The sequence below is a fragment of the Mucilaginibacter sp. SMC90 genome (genome assembly GCF_022811725.1).
In the GTDB taxonomy this organism is placed as follows: Bacteria; Bacteroidota; Bacteroidia; order Sphingobacteriales; family Sphingobacteriaceae; genus Mucilaginibacter.
Genome location: NZ_CP094527.1, coordinates 1,318,955 through 1,342,721, shown reverse-complemented (window position 1 = coordinate 1,342,721; position 23,767 = coordinate 1,318,955). Strand labels below are relative to the sequence as shown.

At 43.3% G+C, this 23,767-nt stretch carries 18 protein-coding genes and 2 tRNA genes; 6 read left to right on the top strand and 14 right to left on the bottom strand.

The window, feature by feature from the left end:
• Positions 1–13 precede the first annotated feature (13 nt).
• Entirely contained in the window at positions 14–1,525 is a 1,512-nt protein-coding gene (locus MTO98_RS05940; protein ID WP_243485691.1) for a RagB/SusD family nutrient uptake outer membrane protein, read from the top strand.
• 25 nt (positions 1,526–1,550) lie between these two features.
• Positions 1,551–2,603, top strand: a complete 1,053-nt coding sequence (locus MTO98_RS05935; RefSeq protein ID WP_243485690.1) for a LamG domain-containing protein — start codon at positions 1,551–1,553, stop codon at positions 2,601–2,603.
• 190 nt (positions 2,604–2,793) lie between these two features.
• On the opposite strand, the gene MTO98_RS05930 is transcribed toward MTO98_RS05935, so the two are convergent.
• From MTO98_RS05930 to MTO98_RS05890, 10 genes are all read right to left on the bottom strand, one after another.
• Positions 2,794–3,276, bottom strand: a complete 483-nt coding sequence (locus MTO98_RS05930; RefSeq protein WP_243485689.1) for a hypothetical protein — start codon at positions 3,274–3,276, stop codon at positions 2,794–2,796.
• 74 nt (positions 3,277–3,350) lie between these two features.
• Positions 3,351–4,262, bottom strand: coding sequence for a PIG-L family deacetylase (locus MTO98_RS05925; protein WP_243485688.1), 912 nt, complete (start codon positions 4,260–4,262; stop codon positions 3,351–3,353).
• A 23-nt stretch (positions 4,263–4,285) separates the two neighbouring features.
• Positions 4,286–4,358 (bottom strand) — tRNA-Cys (locus tag MTO98_RS05920).
• Positions 4,359–4,457: 99 nt separating this feature from the next.
• A complete protein-coding gene (locus tag MTO98_RS34395; RefSeq protein ID WP_371825406.1) occupies positions 4,458–4,574 on the bottom strand; it encodes a hypothetical protein in 117 nt (38 codons plus the stop codon).
• Positions 4,575–5,047: 473 nt separating this feature from the next.
• Positions 5,048–7,741, bottom strand: a complete 2,694-nt coding sequence (locus tag MTO98_RS05915; protein WP_243485687.1) for an alpha-L-rhamnosidase — start codon at positions 7,739–7,741, stop codon at positions 5,048–5,050.
• Between the two features lie 262 nt (positions 7,742–8,003).
• Positions 8,004–9,200 (bottom strand): glycoside hydrolase family 99-like domain-containing protein, encoded by a 1,197-nt coding sequence (locus tag MTO98_RS05910; protein WP_243485686.1) that lies wholly within the window; start codon positions 9,198–9,200, stop codon positions 8,004–8,006.
• Positions 9,201–9,206: 6 nt separating this feature from the next.
• Complete coding sequence (locus tag MTO98_RS05905; protein WP_243485685.1) at positions 9,207–10,400, bottom strand: glycoside hydrolase family 99-like domain-containing protein; 1,194 nt, start codon at positions 10,398–10,400, stop codon at positions 9,207–9,209.
• A 93-nt stretch (positions 10,401–10,493) separates the two neighbouring features.
• Positions 10,494–12,293: a RagB/SusD family nutrient uptake outer membrane protein gene (locus MTO98_RS05900; RefSeq protein ID WP_243485684.1), complete on the bottom strand. Its 1,800-nt coding sequence runs from the start codon at positions 12,291–12,293 to the stop codon at positions 10,494–10,496.
• A gap of 12 nt (positions 12,294–12,305) precedes the next feature.
• The gene (locus MTO98_RS05895; protein ID WP_243485683.1) at positions 12,306–15,608 is read right to left on the bottom strand and encodes a TonB-dependent receptor; all 3,303 of its coding nucleotides are present in this window, start codon (positions 15,606–15,608) and stop codon (positions 12,306–12,308) included.
• Positions 15,609–15,809: 201 nt separating this feature from the next.
• Positions 15,810–16,967 (bottom strand): FecR family protein, encoded by a 1,158-nt coding sequence (locus MTO98_RS05890; RefSeq protein ID WP_243485682.1) that lies wholly within the window; start codon positions 16,965–16,967, stop codon positions 15,810–15,812.
• Between the two features lie 292 nt (positions 16,968–17,259).
• On the opposite strand from MTO98_RS05890, the gene MTO98_RS05885 reads away from it, so the two are divergent.
• Complete coding sequence (locus MTO98_RS05885) at positions 17,260–17,841, top strand: RNA polymerase sigma factor (protein ID WP_243485681.1); 582 nt, start codon at positions 17,260–17,262, stop codon at positions 17,839–17,841.
• A gap of 191 nt (positions 17,842–18,032) precedes the next feature.
• Here the strand turns inward: MTO98_RS05885 and MTO98_RS05880 are convergent, their stop codons facing one another.
• The 3 genes from MTO98_RS05880 to MTO98_RS05870 are packed head-to-tail and all read right to left on the bottom strand — an operon-like array spanning position 18,033 to position 19,311.
• Positions 18,033–18,461, bottom strand: coding sequence for a VOC family protein (locus MTO98_RS05880; protein ID WP_243485680.1), 429 nt, complete (start codon positions 18,459–18,461; stop codon positions 18,033–18,035).
• Between the two features lie 36 nt (positions 18,462–18,497).
• Positions 18,498–18,995: an SRPBCC domain-containing protein gene (locus tag MTO98_RS05875; RefSeq protein ID WP_243485679.1), complete on the bottom strand. Its 498-nt coding sequence runs from the start codon at positions 18,993–18,995 to the stop codon at positions 18,498–18,500.
• Positions 18,985–19,311, bottom strand: coding sequence for a helix-turn-helix transcriptional regulator (locus MTO98_RS05870; RefSeq protein ID WP_243485678.1), 327 nt, complete (start codon positions 19,309–19,311; stop codon positions 18,985–18,987). Before MTO98_RS05870 ends, MTO98_RS05875 begins: the two co-directional genes overlap by 11 nt.
• A gap of 167 nt (positions 19,312–19,478) precedes the next feature.
• Here MTO98_RS05870 and MTO98_RS05865 point away from each other — a divergent pair, with 167 nt between their 5' ends.
• From MTO98_RS05865 to MTO98_RS05855, 3 genes are all read left to right on the top strand, one after another.
• On the top strand, positions 19,479–21,014 hold the full coding sequence (locus MTO98_RS05865; RefSeq protein ID WP_243485677.1) for a hypothetical protein: 1,536 nt from the start codon (positions 19,479–19,481) through the stop codon (positions 21,012–21,014).
• A 72-nt stretch (positions 21,015–21,086) separates the two neighbouring features.
• The gene (locus MTO98_RS05860) at positions 21,087–21,836 is read left to right on the top strand and encodes a hypothetical protein (protein ID WP_243485676.1); all 750 of its coding nucleotides are present in this window, start codon (positions 21,087–21,089) and stop codon (positions 21,834–21,836) included.
• 150 nt (positions 21,837–21,986) lie between these two features.
• The gene (locus MTO98_RS05855) at positions 21,987–23,111 is read left to right on the top strand and encodes a TlpA disulfide reductase family protein (RefSeq protein ID WP_243485675.1); all 1,125 of its coding nucleotides are present in this window, start codon (positions 21,987–21,989) and stop codon (positions 23,109–23,111) included.
• 314 nt (positions 23,112–23,425) lie between these two features.
• On the opposite strand, the gene MTO98_RS05850 is transcribed toward MTO98_RS05855, so the two are convergent.
• Positions 23,426–23,499: transfer RNA gene (locus MTO98_RS05850), tRNA-Asn, on the bottom strand.
• Between the last annotated feature and the right edge of the window lie 268 nt (positions 23,500–23,767).

The following is a 23,767-nucleotide window of genomic DNA, read 5'->3' as shown; positions in this document are numbered from 1 at the left end:
AAAAAACACGGAGATGAAATCAAAGAATATCTATATACTCCTCGCCGCATCATTACTTGTGGTGACGAGCGGTTGCAAAAAATTCCTTGAGCAACCTGTGCTTGGCCAATACCAATCCGATAACTTTTTTACTTCGGATGCGAATGCTATATTGGCCGTAAATGCGGCTTATTCACCGCTCACTTTTACCGATGCTTCATCAAATGCCATATGGGTACTGGGCGACCTGGCATCAGATGATGCAGTAAAGGGCAGTAGCGATGGTGATCAAAGCGATTTCCTGAGCATTCAGAATTTCAATATCAACCCATCCAATGCAGCTGTCGAAGCCGTATGGAAAAGATACTATGACGGCATCTTTAAGTGCAATGTGGTAACCGATGGGCTGGCTACAGCGAAAGCCGGGGTATCGGAAGCTACGAGGACCTCTGCATTGGGCCAGGCCGAATTTTTACGGGCTTATTACTACTTTAACCTTACGGCAGCTTATGGCGATATCCCTCTACACCTGAAAGTGGAAACCCCTGAGGAGCTGCAAAGCCCTGCCCTGCCCCAGGCACAGATCTATGCACAAATAGAAAAGGACTGCCAGGCAGCTGCAGCTGTATTGCCAACAAACTGGACCAATGCTGATGCAGGCAGGGTAACCAAAGGCGCAGCGCTTGCCCTGCTGGCAAAAACTTACCTGTTTGAGAAGAAATGGGCGCTTGCCGCATCCACAGCAGCACAGGTTGAAGCATTAGGTGTTTATAGTTTATTGCCGGTATTTTCGGACAATTTCAGGGCAGCCAGCAAAAATAATGCTGAGGCTGTATTTTCTATCTTACATACCACCGGCCTATCCCCTTTTCAGGGTAATACCCTAAATCAATGGTTTGCGCCACGTACCCTGAACGGATATGGTTTTTATTTGCCAACCCAAAATTTAGTCAATAATTTTGAAAAAAGCACAGCTGGTGTTGACGATCCTCGTTTAGACTATTCGGTTGGCCGTGCAGGTCATCCCTATTATGACAGCGCATTTGATCCTAACTGGACAAGTACGGGCTATGTAAGCAAAAAACATACTCAACCGCTCTCTGAAATCCCGGTGAGCATTAAAGGAGATGGTAATTTAAATTACCAGGCTATCCGCTTTGCTGAAGTATTGCTTACTGAGGCCGAAGCGCTGAATGAATCGGGCAATGGTGCCGGTGCTTTGGTTCCGCTTAACAAAATCCGCAAACGGGCACGTGAAAGCTATATCTATGACGCTACGTTATCGGCCACTACCGGCGGAAAAGTCCCTGATGGTTTGTTACCTGATATCACATCGACAGATCAAACCACCCTACGTGACGCGATACGCCGGGAAAGGCGCTCGGAACTGGCGCTTGAATTCCATCGTTTTTTTGATATCATCCGCTACGGGTCGGCCTATGCCACCAGTGCGCTGAACTATAAACCGAACTTTAATTTCACTGCCAACCAGTTTTTTCCTATACCGGAAAGCGAACGGCAAACCAATCTTAAATTAGGTAAATAATATGAACATCTTTAATTATGGCACAATGAGCAAGATCAAAAACTTAATTACGGCGTTCGTCATGTTATCTGCCGTGGTTCTTCTGGCGCAATCCTGTAAAAAAGACAGTAACAAGCCCAATTATAATTCGGATAAGACCAAATTAAGTCTGCAGATAGATTCGGCTAACGCGCTTTATACTGCCGCTGTTGAAGGGAAACAAGCTGGCGATTATACCGTAGGGGCAAAAGCCACGCTTAAAAGCTCGCTTGACCTGGCTAACCAGGTTAAAACCGGCAGTTTTACACAGGAACAAGTGAACAATGCAACGGCTAACCTTGTTAGGGCTGTGGTGCAATTCAACACTAAGCTGATCCAGGAAATATCAGCAGATAACCTGGTGGCCTACTGGAAGTTTGACGGAGACGCCAACGATGCCAGCGGCAACGGGCACAATGGCCAGCTTAAAACAGGCTGGATTGGTTCATCTGCCGCCACTGCGGCTGATGGCGGAACACTTCCTGTATTAACAACAGATCGTTATGGAGCAGCAGGCAAAGCCTTTACATTTAACAATGGTGCCTATATCGAGGTTCCGTACAACAGCGCGCTCAGGCCCAACAGTTTTACTATCAGCGTCTGGATTAAACCGCATATGGCGAGCAACGGTAACTATATCATCTCGCTTAACCGCTGGCTGGGTTACAAATTCCAGTTACAGGGTGGCAATTTACCGTTCCTGACTGTCAACACAGACACTGGCGACCATGACCAGGATGATGGCGGGGCTTCGGTTCAACTTGACAAATGGACACAGTTAATTGTAAGCTTTACCAACGGTACCGAGAAATTTTATATTGATGGCGTACTGAAAAAAACCGCCAGCGTTACTGGCAACCCGCTGCCTTTAGTTTCTCCGCCCAATTTATCCATTGGCAATGAGCTTCCTAAATCGGCCTATAACTTCACCGACAGCGACAGCCCCAATGCTTTTTATGGTGCTAACTTTTTCATTGGCGCTATAGATGAATTGAGGTTATATAACAAAGTATTGAGCGACGCGGAAGTCAATTCATTGTATACTATGGAACAACCTTAATCCAGTTAAATAGCAGGCCTGCAAAAACGGCATCATTGTTTATACCTTTTGCAGGCCTGTTTTTCACAGCTTATAACAGTGTATTTAACTAATAAAGGTTTGAGTCATGCTTTTTAAAAGGCATGACTTTTTTATTGTTGATATACATATTGGCCCGGATACACAAAGCGGGGCATAATTCAGAATCCCGCTAACAATCAGCCGATTCAATGCCAAGTACGTTATTGAAGATATTAGCCGCGATCATTTGTCCGGCAAAGGCAACAAGGGTTACCATTTCCTTATCTGTATATTGTCCCCTTAACCTGTCGTAGGTAATTTCTTCGATACAACCGTTGCTTTCTGCTATTTCGGCACCAAAACATAATAAGTCCTGTTCAATTTCAGACAGGTCGAGGTTATCCGGATCCTCATGATTATCAATGATTATCCCCCTGAATAAATTGGTATAAAACGCTGATCCAGCGGTTTGCGAAATAACATAAGCGTACAAATATGCCACCCTAAGCCCCACTATGGAAGATACATCGCGATATAGGGGCTGCCATTGCATATAAACATCCATTGCCAGACGGGAGTGCGCCAATATGCGGGTCAGGTTATTGAGCGGATAATCCGTTACCGAACTCTTTGCGATGATTGCCGATATATCGACAGGTTGAATTCTATTCATACAAAAGTATTTAAGTTACCGAACATTAAAATCATCTCCTTACGCCGCTATCGTATTTCAAAAGCTTTAATCCGTCAGTATACCCGGCTTACATACGGTACTTTCGAAAGTTCATCAAACAGTGCCCTGGCTTTTGCTAATCCGGTATTCCCATTCACACTGAAATACCAATATTGTTCAAGGTCTCCCTCATTCATGGTCATTTGCGTAACGCCTTGTGACTTGTGTTCTGCAATTTCCCAGTTGGCTATTACTTTATAATTCATTTTATCCCTGTAGCTGAACCTTGCTGTTCTGTCCAGGCAAAAAACACAACTGTCATTGACAGTTTGCGTGACCGGGTAATTGCTATAACGGTGAAATGATACGGGAGCATCGGCCTTACTATGTAAAGTAGCCCCCAATATTACCGGGCGTTTGGCTGCCGGCAATGCGGCAACTGTTTCCAGCGCAAGCAATGTAGCCGCTTTATGAGCGCCATGCGTGGGGTTTTCTGGCAAAAGGCAAAAAACAAAATCATAATTGTTATGCTTCAAAACCTGGTTCAGGCGCTCTTTAACAACAGGAACATCCCAGCTTGTATCCAATGCTTCTTTCTCATTTTCCGTGTAATGATCATCTGTTTGATCCAGGAAATAATACTCATTAACACCCAGTATATTACCGGCATTCATGAGCTCTTTTTTCCGGATCCGCGGCAAATTCTCCCGGCCCGTTTTTTCGTCGGTCAAAGCAAGGCCGTAATAATTTTCAGCTAACGTGGCGTATTTGTAACCCCCTTCACCGTTGGTGATCACAAATAAATCGACTATGCCATGCTGCTCTTTTGCAATTTTATACAGAGTAACGGCAATTGTACTCTCATCGTCAGGATGGGCAATCACAACCAGTACCCTTGCCGGAAGGTTTCCCGTCTCTGCACGGGCCTCATCTGTGAAAGCGACAGCTAACAACAGCAAAACCGATATGATGAACTTTTTCTTCAATGTATTTTTATTAAACCTGTCAGAGGCGTGAGGACGGATTCGAACCGTCGTAAAGGGTTTTGCAGACCCCCGCCTGAGCCGCTCGGCCACTCCGCCTTATTATATTATTTATAGCAACACCATGCTTTAACCTACCGGCATCAGAAAATTGATTGACTGCCCGCTTCACTATCCTTTTGGCGCTAACCTGCTTACTTATTGCAGCCCGTTCCCTAACCGGGTACCAGCGGCCTTGGTGCCGGTATTGTAAAACCTTTCGGCGTGGGCTTCCAAACCAGGGACAGCCTTTTTTAATTGTGCAAATGAAGACATAAGTAAAAATTGATTGATATTAACGGACTAAACCTGATAAAAGGATATCAGAAACAGGGACAACAACAACCCGATATGTTTGAACCTGAAAGAAGGGAAGAAAGGATACGATAACTGTCAGTCATAAAGTATATAATATCTATGGATTTAATATACTTTACAAAAGTAGTATTTTATTTTAAATTGCCTATAAAACCATATATTTTTTTCAACTGATTATCGTGTTAGCCTGCACTTTGATTCCAACTCGTGATGTTTGGAGTTTGCACTTAATTTGCAGGCACTTTTGCTGTAATCAAACTTTCTGTTCGTAACGGTCACTAAGTTTCCCGGTTAGCTTATGAACTTCACTTTGAAACTCGATATCTGCTACCTGTTCAAAGCAAAAAGTCCCCGCACACTTGCAGGGACTTTTATTTTATAGAAAGCAATATTTCAGGCTACTGGTACGATATTTCTTTTCATTATTGAAATTACCTCGCTACTGAAAAATGATAGGTACCGGAACCAATGTCTACCTTGATATAGCCATCTTTAGCAATATCAGCTTTGAAATTTTTCCCGCTTTCCAACAATTGCCCGTTATTTTTTGAAGGAATATAAACCGAAGCACTGGTATTGGACGGGATCTGCACATCAAGATAAAACTGGTCATCGCCGGTTTTCCAGTGCGAGCTTACTTTACCATATGGCGTTTCATAATCTGCATTTGCAAAGCTGAAATTGCCGCCTGTATGCGGCTTGATGATAATTTTTTGATAACCGGGCGCTGCTTCGTTAATACCTGCAATTATCCGATACATCCAGTCGCCGATGGCACCGTAGGCATAATGGTTAAAGGAGTTCATTGACTGCTCTTCAAAAGAACCGTCCGGTCTGATGCCATCCCAGCGTTCCCAAATGGTTGTAGCCCCCATTTTTACGGGGTACAGCCATGAAGGGTAAGTATCCTGCAATAATAACTGATAAGCTATATCCGTGTAGCCGAACCGGCTCAAAACATGGGATATATAGGGCGTTCCGAGAAAACCCGTAGTGAGGTGGATGTTATAGCGCTTAATATTGCTTACAAGCCTGTCGGCGGCCTGCTGACGCAGCTCTTCAGGCAACATATCAAACTGAAGCGCCAGCACATAGGCAGTTTGCGTATCCGACGAAATCAGGCCGTTCCGGGTAACGTATTCATTTACAAAAGCACGCTTGATCTTTGTTAAAAGATCGGTGTAACGGTTTACATCATCATTTTTCCCTAAAACCCTGGCAGTGTTAATCAGCAGTTGTGTTGAATACCCGTAAAAGCATTGCGCTATCAGATAGCTGCTGGTGATAGCTGATCTTCCGAAGCGGTCGTCATTCACACTGTAAAACAGCCAATCTCCAAAATGATCACCTACGTTCCACAGATCATTATGACTGTGCGCCTCCATATAACCTACCCAGGCTTTCATACTGGCATATTGATTTTCAAGTATGCGCTTATCGCCGTAAGCCAGGTACATGTTCCATGGCACTATTGTCGATACATCTGCCCAGCCGGTACTGCCGCCGGGATGCGAACCTGGACCCTCCAGCACGTCGGGCACTACGTGTGGCACCGAACCGTTGCTGTATTGGTCGGCCGCCACATCCTTCATCCATTTGGTAAAAAAATTGTGCACGTTCATGTTAAACGAAGCCGTTCTGCTGAATACTTGTGCATCTCCTGTCCATCCCAGCCGCTCATCGCGCTGCGGGCAGTCGGTTGGTACATCCAGAAAGTTACCTCTCTGGCCCCATAAAATATTGTGCTGCAACTGGTTGATAAACGGGTTGGAGCAGCTGAATGAACCGGTTGCGCGCATATCCGAATACAAAGTGACAGCTTCAAAATTTTCCGGCTTCAGGTCGGCATGAAAGCCTTCTACCTTAACATACCTGAAACCCTGCCAGGAAAAATGAGGTTCGAAGGTTTCTGTTCCGCTGCCGCTCAAGATATAGGTATTTTGCGCCGTGGCGGTACGCAGGTTCGCGGTATAGAAATCGCCGGGTTTATCCAGCACTTCTGCGTGTGATAGTTTGATGGTATCGCCGGCATGTCCGCTAACGGTTAGTTTTACCCAACCTACCAGGTTTTGACCAAAGTCTATTACCTGGTCGCCTTTAGGTGTTTTAAATATCTTTAACGGTTTAATGGTTTCATGTTGTTTAACCGGCTCGTTGTAAGTAGCGATAAGTGTATTTTTTGCAAAGTCATTTACCTTTACGCCGCTCCATTGACTATCATCAAAACCGGGCAATGTCCAACCCTGCTGCTCTTTGCGGTGATCAATTACTTCGCCGTAATAAATTTCCGAGCTGCGGATTGCCCCTGTAGATGATTTCCAAGTGTTGTCGGTATTAACGGTTTCTGTAGTGCCATCGGTATATGTAATGTTTACCTGGCAAAGCACTGCAATATCCTTACCATACAATCCATCTTTAGGATTAAAGCCAACATGCCCTCTGTACCAGCCGCTACCAAGTGTTATGCCTATAACATTTGCTTCCTGTTTCAACATACCGGTTACGTTGTATACCTGATATTGCAGGCGGTTATTATAACTTGTCCAACCTGGTGTAAGGTAGGCATCGCCTACCCTTTTGCCGTTGATCTGAGCATCGTACAAACCGTGTGCAGTGATATAGACATACGCCGACTTTATCTTTTTATGAAGATGAAACTCCTTCCTGAATATAGGGCTTGGCCTTGATGCTTCTTCCCGGAAACCAGGGGTTATCCACTGTGCCAGCCAATCTGAAGAATTGAGCAGCCCCATTTTCCAATATGCCACTGCGCTCCATGGCGAAACTTTGTTGTTTTCATCCCACACTCTTACCTGCCAGTAATAAGCCTGGCCGGAGCGTAATTCGGGACCGCCATATGTTACAAATACCGATTGAGGGGATGCCACCTTACCGCTTTCCCAAACAAACTGCTTTGCCACAGGGCTGGTTCCTACACGTATTTCATATGCGGTTTGATTTACATTCCTTCGCTCAGATAACAGTTGCCAGCTTAAAGCCGGCGATTTTGCATCGATACTTTCAGGATTATTTAAGTTTTCTGTTAACAGGTGATCTACCTTCACCTGCGCTAAACAAATGGCGCAAAAGTGGCTGATCAAAAATAGAAGTATTATTTTTTTCATAAAAAGATTAACTGTTATTGCGAGTGAAGTTAAAGGTTGTCAATAATTATGATGGTTTTTTTTTCGCGTTTCTATTTAATCATCTTTGATCCAATTACATAGTATCACTATCCATTACCAAATACCGCACGTACAGTCAAACGTGTTACCGAAAACGCGATGCCGAAATGTTAAACTAACAGGCCCATAACTCCCTGCCCAACTATTCGTTTCAATAGTTCAGCCACACTTTCCGGTTTAAAAGCCACTACATGGTGAAAGTTCATTGTTCCAGAAAAACCTTCTTCACCGCATCCAGGTAACCATAACCGTACACGTTATCCGGCTGCAGGTAGCTTGTTTCGGTCCATTCATTCCAGCTGTTAATGGTGATGAGCGGCGTTTGTTTGGGATGTTCATCAATGTAGCCTTTGGCCATTCTCAGGCCTTTTTCAAAATTTGCAGGTGTATTATTCCTCACTACAGCGCTCTTGCCCGTGCGCGGGCTGTTATCCCAGCCTACACTAACATGCGGGTAATAAGGGATATCAAAAGAACCGTCAATCTTAGCCCACTCCTTCTTCACATTTTCTAATATGTTCAGATAATCGTCATTGACATTTACAAAATGGGCAAACTGGTAGTGTGTTGAACTGGTAAAACCTAATTGTTTGATCATGTCGCTTTGCGGATTTTTACTTTTACCGGCATCGAAGCCGCTAAAATTAAAGTTGGATGACCACATCGTGAACTGCAAATCAAGCCCCGGAAACCCTGCCTTTTTAGTTTCATTTCTGAACCATTTCAATGCATCTATCGTCTGTGTAATGCCGCCCAAACCCTTAACCAGGTTTGGCAGGTCATAGATCATAAACACAGGCTTACCGTCGATCTTATAATATTGAGGTGATTTAAAATACTTATCAATATTACGTTTACAGATCTTTTCAAATTCTTCGCGGGATACACTTCCCTGCCAAATGATGTTATCATCATGGTATTTAAACAGGCGGGTATCCCAATAGTTATTTACATCATGATTGGCCCACATGAGGTAAAATTTCATTTTGTTTACATTCCCTGCTTTTAAAAAACCGCTGTCAAGCGTGGTTTCCATGAATGGCCTGCCATCATACCAATACCAATCAAAAATAAAAACATTAACGCCGTGGTTAACGGCCTGGTCTATCTCCATAGACATCACTGCCGGGTCTGCCTCATTAATGGTACCCCAAACCGGTTTCCGGTTCCAGTAATGGCCGGGGTTCCTATCCTGCATGTTGGTCACCGTTTCCCATTCACCAATGCCAGAGGGCCAGAATGGGCGCAACCGCGGATCGCCCGCTGCATAAGCGGGATACAAAAATGCGGCAACGTCATAATGCCGTTTTGGAGTAATTTTCTGTTGTGCGATTGAAGATGCGGAGAAAAACAAAGCACAGCATACTGTTATTAAAGTAACTTTTATAAGGTTTATCATTATCATCTATTTTTTTTGTGACAGGAATACATTCCGGACAGCCTCAAGATAGCCATAACCAAATTTTTTCTCCGGCTCAAGCATACTACCTTCGGCCCATTCGTTCCAGGCGTTAATTGTGATTAGTTTTGGCTGGTTAGGGTGACTATCCACATAGTTTTTTGCTTTTTGCAAGTACAGCTGAAAGTCGTGCGGGTTAGTTTGCTTAACCATTGGCTGCGTGGTTGTAGGAAAGCGGGGGTTGTTATCCCAACCTATGGATACCTGCGGGCAATACGGAATATTGAATGTTTTATCCCATTCGGCCCATTTTTCGATGGCTTTTTTGCCCCAGTCTATGTAGTTGTCACCCGGCGTTACAAAATGTACCCATTGGTAATTGGTCATGCTTTTAAATCCAAAATAATCAAGTGTGCTGCTTTGGGTTTGTGATTTATCGCCCGGAACATCGTTTAATGCAGATGGGATATTGCCCCAAAGAATGGCTTGTAAGTGCAATCCCGGGAAACCGGCTTTTATCGTTTCGGCCCTGAAATAATCAAGCGCTTCTTTGGCTTCCTTAGTACCACCAATGCCGTTAATAAAAGTTGAAAGCTCATAAATACTAAACACCGGCTCGCCATCTATTTTATAATAATTTTCTTTTTTGAAATAATCATCGATGATATGTTTAACCATGCCTTCAAAAATCTTGCGGTCAACACCGCCTTTCCAATATATCTTGCTTTTGTCGGGATTGGCCGGGTCGAGGTATGAGTTATGATCATGGTTAGCCCACATCAGGCAAAAACGCATATCTGTATTATTCCGTGCTTTAAGAAAACCCTTGTCCAATGCGTCCTCCAGGAATGGCTTATTGTCATACCAGTACCAATCGAAAATGAATACATTCACCCCATACTTAGTGGCTGTGGCTATCTTTTTTTCCATAGCATCGGGCTTTGATTCATCCTCATACCCCCAAAGCGGTACTTCGGGCTCGTAATGGCCCGAAAATTTGGGCTTTGCTTTATATATGGCTTCCCACTCTCCTTTACCGTCGGGAAAAACCCCTATATCCTTGAAACGCGCGTCGGGATGATAACCGGGCCAATAGAAAGCGGCAATATCATATTTATTACCGGCCGACTGCGCATGGCCTGCCAAAAACAGCGCCGGTAGTTGTAGTAAGATCAATAGTATAATCCTGTATTTTTTCATGGTGATGCTTTATCAGTTCAGTATTTGGGAATTATAGTTACTAAATAACATTACAGAAGATAACACCCGGCTATCTCCCGTAATGGCATGCATTTATTTATAACCAGGATTTTCAACCAAATTGGGGTTGTTAGATGTTCTGGCATTGGTAATCGGTAAATAATAATTTTCCTGGCGAAACTGCGGGATATTCGATGTACCATCCACATTATTAATGATCTGTATCTGGTATTTACCCGAAGCAGCGTCCAGTATGTAACGGATGCCCGACCAGCGTATAGACAGATCGGCGACAGCAGTGTGCCATCTCCTCACATCCCAATAACGCTGACCTTCAAAGGCCAGTTCTACTTTACGCTCATGATGAATTTTGTCCCTGTCTACAGCAGCAAGGGCAGCGATACCCGCACGGCTCCTGACCTGGTTAATCGATGTCAAAGCGTCGCCTGAATTTCCAAGTTCATAGGCAGCTTCGGCATTATTCAGCAGAATCTCCGCATAACGGAATATCAACCAGTCCTGTGCCGAGGTAGCCCAGCCGCTGTTTGCCCCGGCCATGTTATCATGGCTTTCGTCAAGGTATTTTAAAACGCCTATACCGGTACCCTGATAATCCTGATCGCCCGTAGCGGCAATTCCGTTGTAAGCGCCGTCCGTTTTGATTGTTCCGTCAGGCAAGCGGATCCCTGCATGGAAATCCAGCTTACCACCCTTCCAGCTGGTATTTTGCGTATAGAAAGTGGCAAAGAAACGAGGATCTTTGTTAGCCCAAAGCTCATCGGTAGTCACCAGGTTTTTCTGCACAGCCGAACGGTCTAATGTACCCGGTGTGCCGTCAATGTGCTCAAACGATTCGGCTAACTCAAGATAAGCCTGTTCGTACAAACCCCGGCTCCAGGCCTGTGGCCTTGGGCAATTGAAAAAATCAACACCCCAGCCATTCCCGCCGGTTGCCTGGTTAACATTATCGTGCCGCTTGGCAAAAATCACCTCGCTGTTGTTCTTCACCAGGAAAATGTTGCGAAAATTGGTAGTTTTATTAGCATCTGCAGTATAGAGGGCATATTTCCCGCTTTTAATAATAGCCTGCGATGCATCATATGATGCCTGGTAATATTGTTTAGCGGCAGACGCCGGGATACCTGTAACACCATTAGCCTGAACCGTACCAAATTGAGCAATACTACCCGCATACAGGGCAGCACGGCTTTTCAACGCAAGGGCAGCATACTTGCATGGCCTGCCTATATTGTCGATAGTTAATACTTCCGGCAAATCTGCGGCGGCGGCATCGGCCTCAGCAATAATAAAATCATAAACGGCTTGTTCGGTTGCCCGTTTTGGATAAAGCGTATCATGCGGATCAGTAGCGTTTTGCACTTGGGTGATCAGGGGAACACCGCCATAGCGCTTAACCATAGCAAAATAACAAAAAGCCCTTAAAAACCTCGCTTCGGCCAATTTGGCCTTTACCTCATCTGCCGGTAGTGGCGATGAGGGTAGTTTTTCAAGAAACTGATTGATTTCCCGTACCGTGTTATACCCCCACCAATCCAGCAGGCCCCCGGTTATGTTTAAGTTTCCGTATTTGTAAGTAAAGGCATTACTCGGGTTCCAATCCCTGAATTGCGGAAAACTCTCATCCGAAACATCGTTTATATCGAAAGCATGCCAGCCACCGTCACCATCAACAGGGCCGCTTGCATTGCAATCATTCCCAAGGAAAGGCATATCGTAGTATACCTGCGTTAGATAAGCGTTAATAAGCGCCGGATCTTTAAAAACGTTGGCATCTGAAATAATACTGAGCGGTTGTTTGTTCAATACGTCTTTATTGCATGAAAAGCATGCAACTGTGCATAATAAAACAATTAATGATATAATTTTTTTCATGATCTCTTCAAATTATAATGATACATTCAACCCAACCGAAACTGTTCTTTGCTGCGGGTAGTAATAGCCTGCCTGCCCTGAAGGTGCTTCCGGATCGACATCATATTTACTAAGCGGATTAATGGTTAGCAAATTGGTACCAGCCAGGTAAAACCGCAGGTTTTGTACACCAGCCTTGCGCAATAGATTTTTAGGGAAATTATAGCCTATGGCAAAGGTTTTCAACCTCAAATAGCTTGCTTTTTTAAAGAAATGATCTGATTGCAAACTATTTGCAGAAGCCCCCGAAATACGCGGCACAAAAGCGTTAGCCGAATTATTTTGCTCTGTCCACATATTTTGATAATATGTTTGCGAGTAATTGATACCGCCATGCTGAAGACTGATCATACTGTAATAATTGAAAGCCCCCTGCAGTAATGATTGCAGATCGAAGTTTTTGTATTTCAGGTTAATGGTAGCACCGGTCATCCAGTCGGGCACGGTGCCTGTGCCAATCTGTTTTTGATCGCGGTAATCGAGCTTACCATCACCGTTAATATCAACATAGCGGATATCTCCCGGCCGTAATGCGGCATTTCCGCCGGGATAATCAAATTTTAAATTATCTATCTGCTGCTGGCTGGTGAACAAACCATCTGAGATATATCCGTAAGTGATATCCATCCAGCGGCCCGATAGTTGATTTAGCCTTGCCTGATCAGCATCTGTGTATGCAGGTTCTTCGAAATGATTCCACTTTGCACGCGACCATGAAATATTTGCCGTTACCTGGTAATTTAGCTGGCCAATGTTGCCGCTTGTGCCTACGCTGAATTCAAAACCACGATTATTTTGGCTGTTTATGTTCTCCGGCGGAAGCGCTGCACCAAAGGTACTTGGCAACGTAAAAATGCGGGTAGCAGGAATACCGGTAAGTGTACGGTAAAAAGCATCTACAGTTCCAAACAGTTTCCTGTTGAAGAAAGAATAATCAAAACCAAGGTTATAGATCTTTACTTTTTCCCAGGTAAGATTGGGATTGGCCAAGCCGGTTGATTGGATACCCACCTGCGTACCATTGCCTATAAGCCATTGCCCGTTAAATTTGTAACCCGTTAAATATTGAAAATCGAGCACGGCATCTATACCCGAAGTGCCATAGCTTGCTCGCAGTTTCAGTTCATCAATGGCGCTTACTTTTTTAATAAAGCTTTCCTGGTCCAAACGCCAGCCTAATGAAACACTTGGAAAATAGCCCCAGCGTTTTTCGGGCGGAAATTTAGCTGATGCATCAGCACGGAAAGTAGATTCGATCAAATATTTGTCTTTGTATGAATAGTTTAAACGGCCAACATAACTGGCACGTCCGGTTTGGGTTGTGTGGCTGTCTGCCTGGCTGGTTTGAACAGCCCCGGCATAAAGGTCTTCAATAGCAGGCGTCAAAAAATTATCCCGGCCGGCTATTACCTCATTAAAGCTGTTATCAATTGCCTCATACAATGCAAGTGCGGTAATATGATGATCCGGGCCAAAGAGATGATCATAGTTTAATGATAACTGACCGTTGATGTTCCTCGTTTGCGTTTCGTCATAAATTAATTTAGCTGCGGTACCCAGCGAGCCGGCAAGGGTATACGCCTGTGTGCCGTAATCGTACGTGTAAAAACTATACGGCTTAGAGAAGTTTTTATCGGTAGCGTAAGTTTTATCGTAATTGATAAAAGCCTTTGCGCTTAAACCAGGAACAGCACGGATTTTGTAATCGGCTATAAATGTGCCTTTCAGGTTTTGTCTGTTTACCCTGTCGTAACCTGCTATATTTTCGTCAGATACCAGGGAAATGCTGCCAACCCCTTGTCCGTTGGCGTATGAGTATTTAGTTGGATCGGGCAGCGTTGCAGGGTAAATTGGCAAGGAGTTCCATAAATCCTGCCAAAGTGTGTTGATACCGGCACCTTGCCCGCGCACCGGCTGCGATATCATTTCATTAACCGATGAAAGGTTAAGCTGGATAGACAGGTCATTATTGATCTTGGCATCAAGGTTTGATTGCAGATTGTAGCGATTGTAACCACCACCATTATTGCGCCACATAGGGTCCTGGTTCAGGTACCCGAAAAAGCCAAAATATTTAATTTGCTCCGAGCCGCCGCGAACCGACAAGTTTTGCTGCGTTTGCGGAGCCCATGTGCGGGCTGCAATTTTTTTCCAATCGGTATTGGGGTAAGCAGGGTCGCCGCCGTTATAAAATTTCTGAACCTGGTCCTGCGTATAAGGCGCAGGCTTGCCCTGGTTGGTATAAAAAAGGTTTGTTATCTCGGCATATTGCCCGGCATTAACAGGATCGGCCATTGCTGTATTTCCCTGCAAGGTGTATGACGAGTTCAGGGTAATATTCGGTTTACCCTCTTTGCCCCGCTTGGTAGTTACAAGCACAACACCATTACCCGCCCGGGCACCATAAATAGATGCCGAACCATCTTTCAGGATACTGATGGTTTCGATCTGGTTAGGATCGATATTGTTGAAATCTGATTCTACGCCGTCAACAATCCATAACGCCTGCCCAAAGCCTCTGATGCTGATGTTGGCCTGATCGGCACCTGGTTGGCCGCTTGATTGCTGGGACACCAAACCAGGCAAACGTCCGGCAAGCGTATTGATGGTACTGGCTAAAGGTGCAACAGTAATCTCGGCCGACTTTACCGCAGCTACAGAACCGGTAATAGTCCCTTTTTTCTGGGTGCCATAACCTACAACTATAACATCGTTCAGGCTGTTTTCTTTAGGAGTTAAACTCACGTTAATGAGCGCCCGGCTTTGAACGGGTACTTCCTTTGTATTATATCCCAAAAAGCTGAACACCAGTGTTGAGTCGACATCTACATTGGCCAATGCATATTTGCCGTTGTTATTGGTTGTGGTAGCTATGTTTTTGCCCTTTACAGCAACCGTTGCGCCGGGCAGGGCAATTCCCTTTTCGTCGGTTACGGTGCCGGTTACGGTAAGTACCGCCGCCGGTTTCGGTGTTTCCGTTTTATAATTTTGCGTAACTATAACGTTGCGCTTTTTAAGCACGTAAGCAAATGGCTGGCCTGCAAAGCATTTGGCCAGTACATCGGTTATCGTGACATCTTTGATATTAAGTGTCACCGGTTTTGCTTCGCTCAACAACTCATCATCATACAGAAAATGATAGCCGCTTTGTTGCTCAAGGTTATCCAGCAACTTATCAAAAGGCAGGTTTTTAACATTCAGCGTTATTTTTTGAGCAAGGCTCGACGCCGAAACCTGCATAAATGCAATAAGACAAATAGCAAATGTCAGCTTCATCTTCAACAGCAAATTAGGGTTAATGCGGGGCCATATCCCACAAAAATCTTTAGTAGAATTTTTATACATTTGGATGTAGGTTAGTAAATAATTGATTCTTTGAAGAGAATTGTTTTTGACCTAATCAGCACCTCTTGCTGAGAAGTCAGGGAACGGTAACGACGTTCCTTGACTTAACTTAGGATATTATACAAGGGTGGGTTAATTTCCTTTTACAATGATCCTCCTTTCTTTAAGTTCAAATCGGGCTATGCCTGTCAATTCAAGATAAGCCAATATTTCATCAATATTCTGGGTGCGTGATACCGTGCCGCCCAGTACTTTGTGGCTCATTTTACCCTCGTATTCAACGTCTACATCATACCAGCGTGCTATTTTGCGCATGGCGCTCCCGATATTTTCTTTTCTGAACGAGAAGTAGCCTTTTTTCCAGGCTATAGCATCTTCCACATTTACCGTTTTTAGCCGGATTGCCCCACCATCGCCATTTTGGGTTACAGCCTGCTGGCCGGGAACCATTTCAACTTGCTGCTTACCGCGGCTCAACACTACAGCACCTTCAAGCAAGGTTGTTTTTGATACCGGGTCATCCTGATAAGCCGTAATGTTGAAATGTGTGCCTAATACTTTCACATCGGTTTTCCCGGCAGAAACCGTGAATGGCCTGGCCTTATTCTTGGCTACTTCAAAATAGGCTTCACCGGTTAGCTCCACATGTCTTTCCTTACCCGTAAATACGGTTGGATATTTTAATGATGATGCTGAATTAAGCCACACTGATGTACCGTCGGGCAGGGTTACCTCATATTGCCCTCCTTTTGGGATAACAATGGTATTGAAAGATACCACCCGATCATCATTTTCTGCCGATAGCTCTCTATCATATGCCAGTTGGCCATCCTTTAATTTTTTCACCCTCACATTGCCCGCCCTGGCTATCTGGCCGTTTGCTATCGCATGTAAATCGATGGTTTCGCCGCTCCCCAGGATCAGTATTGCTTTATTAGTACCCGGGAGTATATTTTTATGGTGGGCGGCTATTTCACTTACATCTTTACGGACTGTTGAATGTTGCTTTTTTACGAAAACTATCCCCGCAGTAGCCAATATTAACAATGACGCCGCCATTGACCACCAAAAGCTCCTGCTGTTTGATTTTTGCCCATCTACATTAGTCTGTTTAACTATTTGGCTGTAAATGCGGTCTTTGATCGCGTCCTGGTCAGCAATGCCCTCTCCGGTATCAAATCTTGCAATGTCAAATTTGTCTTGATATGCAAGCAGGCTTTCAACCTCCCGCGGCGTAGCATTGCCTGCAAGGTATCGTTCATATAGCTCGGTATACTCTTCTGCGGTCATGAATTTATAATCGGTTTATTAGGTAGAGGGTGAAAGCGGGGAAACCTCCCATAGTTTTTTAAAAAAAATTCAAAAAAGATTTTGACGGGGCAAAATGCTACATCCAAACAGGACATGACAGTTCAGGATAGTGCAAATAAAAAAGAAACCTATTTTAGTTGGATAAACCAAAAAACCACCATTTTACTATTTAACAACCCGATTGGCAACTATTAGCTGTGCAATTTTTGATTGCCCTGATGATGGTAGCCCAGGTTGATAATTGCGCTTAAAACCTAATTATAAACCAATAATGGCAAAAGCTTCATTATCTGACGAGGAATTGTGGCAGCGTATTACCGCTGGCGACGGCAGATCGTTTGCCCTTTTTTATGACAGGTACTGGCTCAGGATGTACAAAGCCGCGCTATTTTATTTAAAAGATACGAGTGCAAGTGAAGAAGTTGTTCAGGAGGTATTTGTTATTATTTGGAACAAGCGTCAAACCCTTAACATCAATAATTTTGCAGCCTATCTTAATTCGGTTACGCGGTATGAGGTGTACCGGCGGCTAAAAATGGCCAAACATTCGCTTATTGATTTTTACGAAGAATTTCCTGCTACAGGTGCAGTGGTGTACAATATGGGTTATGAACGCCTTACCGAGCTTGATCATGAATTTATGATGCAGGAGTGTTTGAAGGAACTACCCAAACGATGCCGCGAAATATTTCAAATGAGCAAAATGCAACATTTGAGTAATACCGAAATAGCTTCGTTGCTGGAAATCAGCAAACACACCGTCGAAAATCAGTTGGCAATAGCTACAAAACATTTAAAACAAAACATTGATAAGGTTGCAATATTTGCATTGCTCCTGATCAGGATAATTTAACGTCGGGCAGCCTCTTTCCTATAGCTTTTCAGAATAAAATTTCATGTGAACCATACCGTTTACCATGACAGGCACATAGCAGATATGGAGGGCTGTTTTTTCTCAGCTTTTCAGCCTGATCTGCATTCAGGCAAATTTGTGCAAATAAAAAAGGGGCTGTCCCAAAAGGACAGCCTCCTTTTATTTGTTAATCAATTGCTTGGATCGAATTCCACAATCCATTCAATGCCATATTTGTCTCTGAACATACTGGCGTATGTACCCCAGGGGCTGTCATCAATAGGCATTTCAACGCTTCCACCTGCCGATAGTCCGTTAAATATTTTATCAGCTTCTTCGCGGCTGTCTGTACTTACCGCAATTTTCGACCGGTTTTCATTTTCGTCTACCCGTCCTAAAAATCCGGGAACATCGTTGGCTATCAGCACGTTGTTTTTGCCTATAGGTAAGGCGATGTGCATTATTTTATTTGCATCATCAGCGTCTACCGGAAATTCGGCGCTGGCTAAGTCTTTAAACCTGACAATCTTTTTGAACTCTCCGCCAAAAACTGATTTGTAAAAAGTAAATGCCTCTTCGGCATTGCCGTTAAAGTTGATCCAGGGATTAATTGCTTTCATGATTTTTAATTTATAGTGGTTTAATTGTTCTACTTGTTATTTCTGCAATAAACTGGCGAACAGATCATCCAGATTTTTTAACATCGCTGTGTACCCTATCCTGAAACCGTCAGACAGGTTTTGCATCCGTTCCAGCGATTCATTATAAATGGAAATATCCACTTTTGTTATGCCATTTTGCTCGCTGAAACTGTGGTCCCATTTAGAGCCCGGCAGCTCCGGGTTTTCGTCTTTATCAGCGAACGAGTTATAAAGCTTGAAATTAGTTTTCGGTGTAATGGAAGTATATTCCTGGAGTATCCAGCGCTCCTGCCCGTCGGGGTTTATCATGGCGTAAAATCTTCGGCCCCCAACTTTAAAATCCAGGTATTTGGTTTCGCAGCGCATGGGTGCAGGTGCGGCCCATTTATCCAAAATTTCCTTTTTGGTAAAAGCGTCCCATACCAGCGACTGCCGGGCGTTAAACTCCCTTGTTATAAATATCGTTTTTGCCGCTTTATCGACGGTAAAATCAAATAGCAAATCATTGTTCATTTTCGTCGTTTTTCATTTTTAATAATACTTCGTCAAGTTGATTAAACTGGGTTTCCCAGTTGCGTCTGAATTGGGCTATCCAGTTGTCAAATTCCTGCATTTTTTTTGCATTAAAATGATAATATATTTCCCTGCCTGAATGTTGCGGCGTAACCAATTCGCACTCCTGTAACACTTTAATATGTTTTGATACTGCTTGCCTGCTCATATCAAATTTTTCGGCCATTACATTTGGTGTTAAGGCCTGTATAGCAATTAAAGTTAAAATAGCTCTCCGCGTTGGGTCGGCTATGGCCTGAAATATGTCCTGTTTCATTTTGCAAAATTTAATTAAGCAACCTATAGGTTGCAATATATATGCAACTTTTGAGTTGCGCAAATTTTTTTGCAGTTTTTTTTGAGGCAAGGGTAATGCAGCTATTTCACAAGGAGATACTGTTATTTGATACTGAAGCTTTAAATTTAATCAAACAATCAGAAATTATGTTGAAGCGCTTGGTTAGCGGGACGCTGCTATTGTTTTTTTTAATAGGCTACTCCGCTGTTTGTAGCGGGCAGGACAACATGGAAGAGTATGCATTGAAACAAACAGGGCACAGTGAACGGATATATATCCATTATGATCGGGATTATTATTTCCCGGGAGATACGGTTTGGTTAAAAGCCTACTTGTTTAACGGCTCCTGGCCATCTGTTCTAAGTACGAGTTTGAATATAGAATTGGTTGACCAAAACGGAAATATATCAGACCGTATTGTGGCACCTGTCTTTGAAGCCACGGCCTCCGGTTACCTCCGCATACCCCCTGGAGAGGATGGGGTACGCTGGTTTTGCAGGGCGTATACAACCATGATGCTTAGCGATTCGAACGCTGTTTATATCAGTGAATTGCAAATGCCGGTGATGCGGTTTCTTGGTACCAGGAAATCAGCAGTCCGACATCAGGCTTCAATCAGTTTCCTTCCGGAGGGAGGTTTATTGGTGGATGACCTGCCATCACTCGTGGCCTTCAAAGCTTCCGATATCAATGGAATGCCAGTCAACGCGAGTGGCGCAATAAAAGCAGGGAATAAAATCATTACAACCTTTAAAACGGTGCATGATGGTATGGGAACGGTTGTGATACAGCCATCTCCGGGCGAAAGATATGTAGCCCACTGGATTGATGATCAGGGCATGAAACATCAAGATTCGCTTTTCAGGCCTCAGTCGTCCGGTATCGTGTTACACGTTTTAAATAATTCAAAAGGTAAAAAGATCATCATACAACGAACGGTTGATGCTGCTGAGGCTGATAAGAAATTGAGTATTGTGGCAACGGCAAATGGGCGTAAGCTATACCAGATCAAAGCCGATTTGACTTCAAATCAAGCTGTTAATATGACCATCCCTTTTGAGGCAATGCCTACCGGTATTGTTCACATAACTTTATTTAACAGAGATAACCGCATACTTGCCGAAAGAGCGGTATTTGTTAATAAGCACGATTATTTATTTAAGCCGGATATCTCGTTTCCGGTGATTAGTAAAAACAGCAGGGGCCTAAATGAAATGGTTATTAAAAACCAGGACTCTACCAGGGCAAATCTTTCTATCTCAATAACAGCAAGTTGTGATAGTGATCAAAAAAAACCATCGGCTACAATCATTTCTCAATTACTGCTTGCGGGTGGTTTGAGAGGCAAAATCGTTAATCCGGAATTTTACTTTGAAAATGATGCTGATACAACGGCGCAATACCTCGACATGGTCATGCTAACTAACGGCTGGCAGCAGTATACGTATGAACTCCGAAAGGATCTCCAAAATTATAACAATAAATATATTGCTGTTGAAGGAAAGGTTAATCAGGTTGATAAAAGAAGAATCTCTCCAGGAGCAATGGTCAATATTATCGTTACCGCACCCGATTCAAGCGCAGTCTTGTTTCCAATAACGATGAACCCTGATGGAACTTTTAAAAAAGATGGATTGATCTTTTACGGCGATGCTAAACTAAGTTTTAAATTCACCGACTAGGCGCTGGCATCCGAAAAAACAGAGATCAAGGTAACAAATGGCTTGATTAGTAAATATCCATATTCATTCAGTTTGCCTGAAGCCAGTGAAGTACAAATAGTTCCGGATTCTGGCAGCAAACAACATTTGTTAGATTATTGGCATGAATTGAATGGCTTAAGAACGCTCCAGGAAGTGACGGTTAAAGGAAGACGGATAGATGATAAGGATAAAATTGATGAACAATTCAGCACGGGGTTATTTAAGGGCGGCATATCAGCTAATTTTGATCTTACCAGGGATCCCAGAGCACAGAATAGCGTAACCATATATCAGTACTTACAGAACAAGGTTGGTGGATTGCAGATCAGGAATGCTGTTTCAGGTCGCCCGTCGGTAACCTGGCGAGATGACAACGTGTCCATCTTTTTGAATAATATTCAGGTTGATGCGGGCGATGTAAAAGGCATTCCGATGACCGAGTTTGAGTATGTAAAAATATACGATCCGGCGTCGGGAGGGATGTTCGGTGTACAAGGCGGAGTGATAGCATTATACACGAAAAAAGATGGAGGTTATACCAGTACATCAAATAACAAAACTGCCACATTATCTGGCTACACACAACTCCGAACATTTTATTCACCAGATTACGCCCGAATCGTGCATACTGGTAAGGATCTGAGATTAACTCTACTTTGGGTCCCCAACCTCATACTTGACAAGCAAAAGCAAACACAGGCAATCAGATTTTACAATAATGATCATTCAAACAGGTTCAAAATTGTAGTGAGCGGAATCAATGCCGACGGGAGATTATTTTATACAGTCAAATACCTGTAATGACAGATAGATAAAAGGGTGATCATACTCCAATCGGTCTTCTATATTCCCGGATCAGCGCTCTGGAGTTACTATCGAGTATGAAACTTCCGTTCGATTTTTATAACTAATTATTTAGTTATACATTTGATCATACTTATTTATATTCCTATGAAAAAGTTATCGATCATTATACTAAGCCTTTTTAGTTATTATTCGGCAAAGGCTCAAACTATCAACCCGCGTGCTTTTACCTTACGCGGAACTGTAGATACACGTGCTCGCGATACTATAGATATCCAGTACGTAAACGAAGCTGGAGAAACTATAAAAGATTCGATAATTAGCGATAAGGCTACTTTTATTGTTAAAGGTAATATAGCAGAACCATCCACTATTTGGCTCAATATACGTGGTAAAGACCGCTCTTATAAAAAAAGCGGCAGCCTGTTTATCGAACCAAAAGAGATGAAAATAGCTATTAATAAGGATAACGTGAACTTATCTGCCCTGTCCGGTTCAATTACGCAGGATGAATTTAGCAAGCTAAACAGAGATGAAGAAGCTGTTACCAATGAGATAGCATCGTCCACCGGCAAATACAACAATGAAACGGATAATGCCAAACGTTTTATCAGGAAAGATAAAATACGGGCACTCGAATTTTCCTTCATATCAACACATCCCGATTCATACCTGAGCCCTTTTCTGATGAAGAAGTACGCGGGCTATCAATACCGCGACTCTTTAGAATCACAATACAAAAAGCTAACCGCGAGAATGCAGAACAGCATTATTGGCAAACAACTCCATACTTATCTGCAACACCCTGCCTTTAAACCACAAACTCCCAGTGTTGGTCATCTGGCTCCGGATTTTACAGAAACTGGGATTAATAACGAGCAAGTGAGCCTGTCGTCTTATCGCGGAAAGCACTATGTATTGCTTGATTTTTGGGCAAGTTGGTGCGGCCCATGCCTGGCAATGTTGCCAAAAGTTAAAGAACTGTATGCCAAGTACCATTCTAAAGGACTTGAGGTTATAGGCATTAACATGGATTACACACCCGAAAAATGGAAGAAAGCTGTTGCTAAAGAGAGCATAACACAATGGAAAAACATCTTCCCCACCAAAATTGAGTTCTCTAACGAGTATCCGTTAATTTCAGAATACGGCGTCACAACTATTCCGGCGCTGTTTCTGATAGACAAAAATGGAAAACTTGTTGATATTGTAGTTGATGAGCAAGGCCTGAATACCACGTTAAATAACCACCTGGCTGAGGCGTTTAAATAGATAGCTGATAGCTATAAAACCAAACGCCTTTTTGCTGATAAAAAATCTCTTTTTACTGTTAATGTAATGCTTAGCACGGCAAATATTGTTTAGCAAACTTCTTTATCTATCTATATTCCCTATCAAATCCTTGACTTTGACGAATCCTTTGAAAAAGATGATCGCTAAATCTCCTAATGCCCCGAGATAGCACGCGCGTGCCACGTATAGATTCATATCCCCCAGCTTTTAGGGCTGATTCGATATAACATTAATCTCATCGTAAATCAAATTTCAGGGCATAAAAAAAGCCCCGCAGACGTGCGGGGCTTGTGCTCCTGAGGCTGGGCTCGAACCAGCGACCCTCTGATTAACAGTCAGATGCTCTAACCGGCTGAGCTACTCAGGAATCTAATCCGGTTTGGAGTGGGGCAAAGGTAAAAACTCGACAGATATTTCACAATTTTTATTAAAAAAAATTTTAAATATTTTTCACATGCCGTTTTTCTCATTGATTATGTGACACTTAAAATTAAAGCTATGTGATATTTTTTTCCGGACGCCTGCCAGTTTTCAGGCAACCTAACTTTTTTCGGCAGTTATGTTTACAATATCTGCTCAAATTATGGTTTCACCTGTGAAAATTGGTGTTACAAAATGGTATCGATTAATGATTA

Excerpts from the sequence above, each read along its gene's own strand:
- MTO98_RS05940 (WP_243485691.1), top strand. The coding sequence starts at position 14 with ATGAAATCAAAGAATATCTATATACTCCTCGCCGCATCATTACTTGTG.
- MTO98_RS05935 (WP_243485690.1), top strand. The coding sequence starts at position 1,551 with ATGAGCAAGATCAAAAACTTAATTACGGCGTTCGTCATGTTATCTGCC.
- MTO98_RS05930 (WP_243485689.1), bottom strand. The coding sequence starts at position 3,276 with ATGAATAGAATTCAACCTGTCGATATATCGGCAATCATCGCAAAGAGT.
- MTO98_RS34395 (WP_371825406.1), bottom strand. The coding sequence starts at position 4,574 with ATGTCTTCATTTGCACAATTAAAAAAGGCTGTCCCTGGTTTGGAAGCC.
- MTO98_RS05915 (WP_243485687.1), bottom strand. The coding sequence starts at position 7,741 with ATGAAAAAAATAATACTTCTATTTTTGATCAGCCACTTTTGCGCCATT.
- MTO98_RS05910 (WP_243485686.1), bottom strand. The coding sequence starts at position 9,200 with ATGATAAACCTTATAAAAGTTACTTTAATAACAGTATGCTGTGCTTTG.
- MTO98_RS05905 (WP_243485685.1), bottom strand. The coding sequence starts at position 10,400 with ATGAAAAAATACAGGATTATACTATTGATCTTACTACAACTACCGGCG.
- MTO98_RS05900 (WP_243485684.1), bottom strand. The coding sequence starts at position 12,293 with ATGAAAAAAATTATATCATTAATTGTTTTATTATGCACAGTTGCATGC.
- MTO98_RS05895 (WP_243485683.1), bottom strand. The coding sequence starts at position 15,608 with ATGAAGCTGACATTTGCTATTTGTCTTATTGCATTTATGCAGGTTTCG.
- MTO98_RS05890 (WP_243485682.1), bottom strand. The coding sequence starts at position 16,967 with ATGACCGCAGAAGAGTATACCGAGCTATATGAACGATACCTTGCAGGC.
- MTO98_RS05885 (WP_243485681.1), top strand. The coding sequence starts at position 17,260 with ATGGCAAAAGCTTCATTATCTGACGAGGAATTGTGGCAGCGTATTACC.
- MTO98_RS05880 (WP_243485680.1), bottom strand. The coding sequence starts at position 18,461 with ATGAAAGCAATTAATCCCTGGATCAACTTTAACGGCAATGCCGAAGAG.
- MTO98_RS05875 (WP_243485679.1), bottom strand. The coding sequence starts at position 18,995 with ATGAACAATGATTTGCTATTTGATTTTACCGTCGATAAAGCGGCAAAA.
- MTO98_RS05870 (WP_243485678.1), bottom strand. The coding sequence starts at position 19,311 with ATGAAACAGGACATATTTCAGGCCATAGCCGACCCAACGCGGAGAGCT.
- MTO98_RS05865 (WP_243485677.1), top strand. The coding sequence starts at position 19,479 with ATGTTGAAGCGCTTGGTTAGCGGGACGCTGCTATTGTTTTTTTTAATA.
- MTO98_RS05855 (WP_243485675.1), top strand. The coding sequence starts at position 21,987 with ATGAAAAAGTTATCGATCATTATACTAAGCCTTTTTAGTTATTATTCG.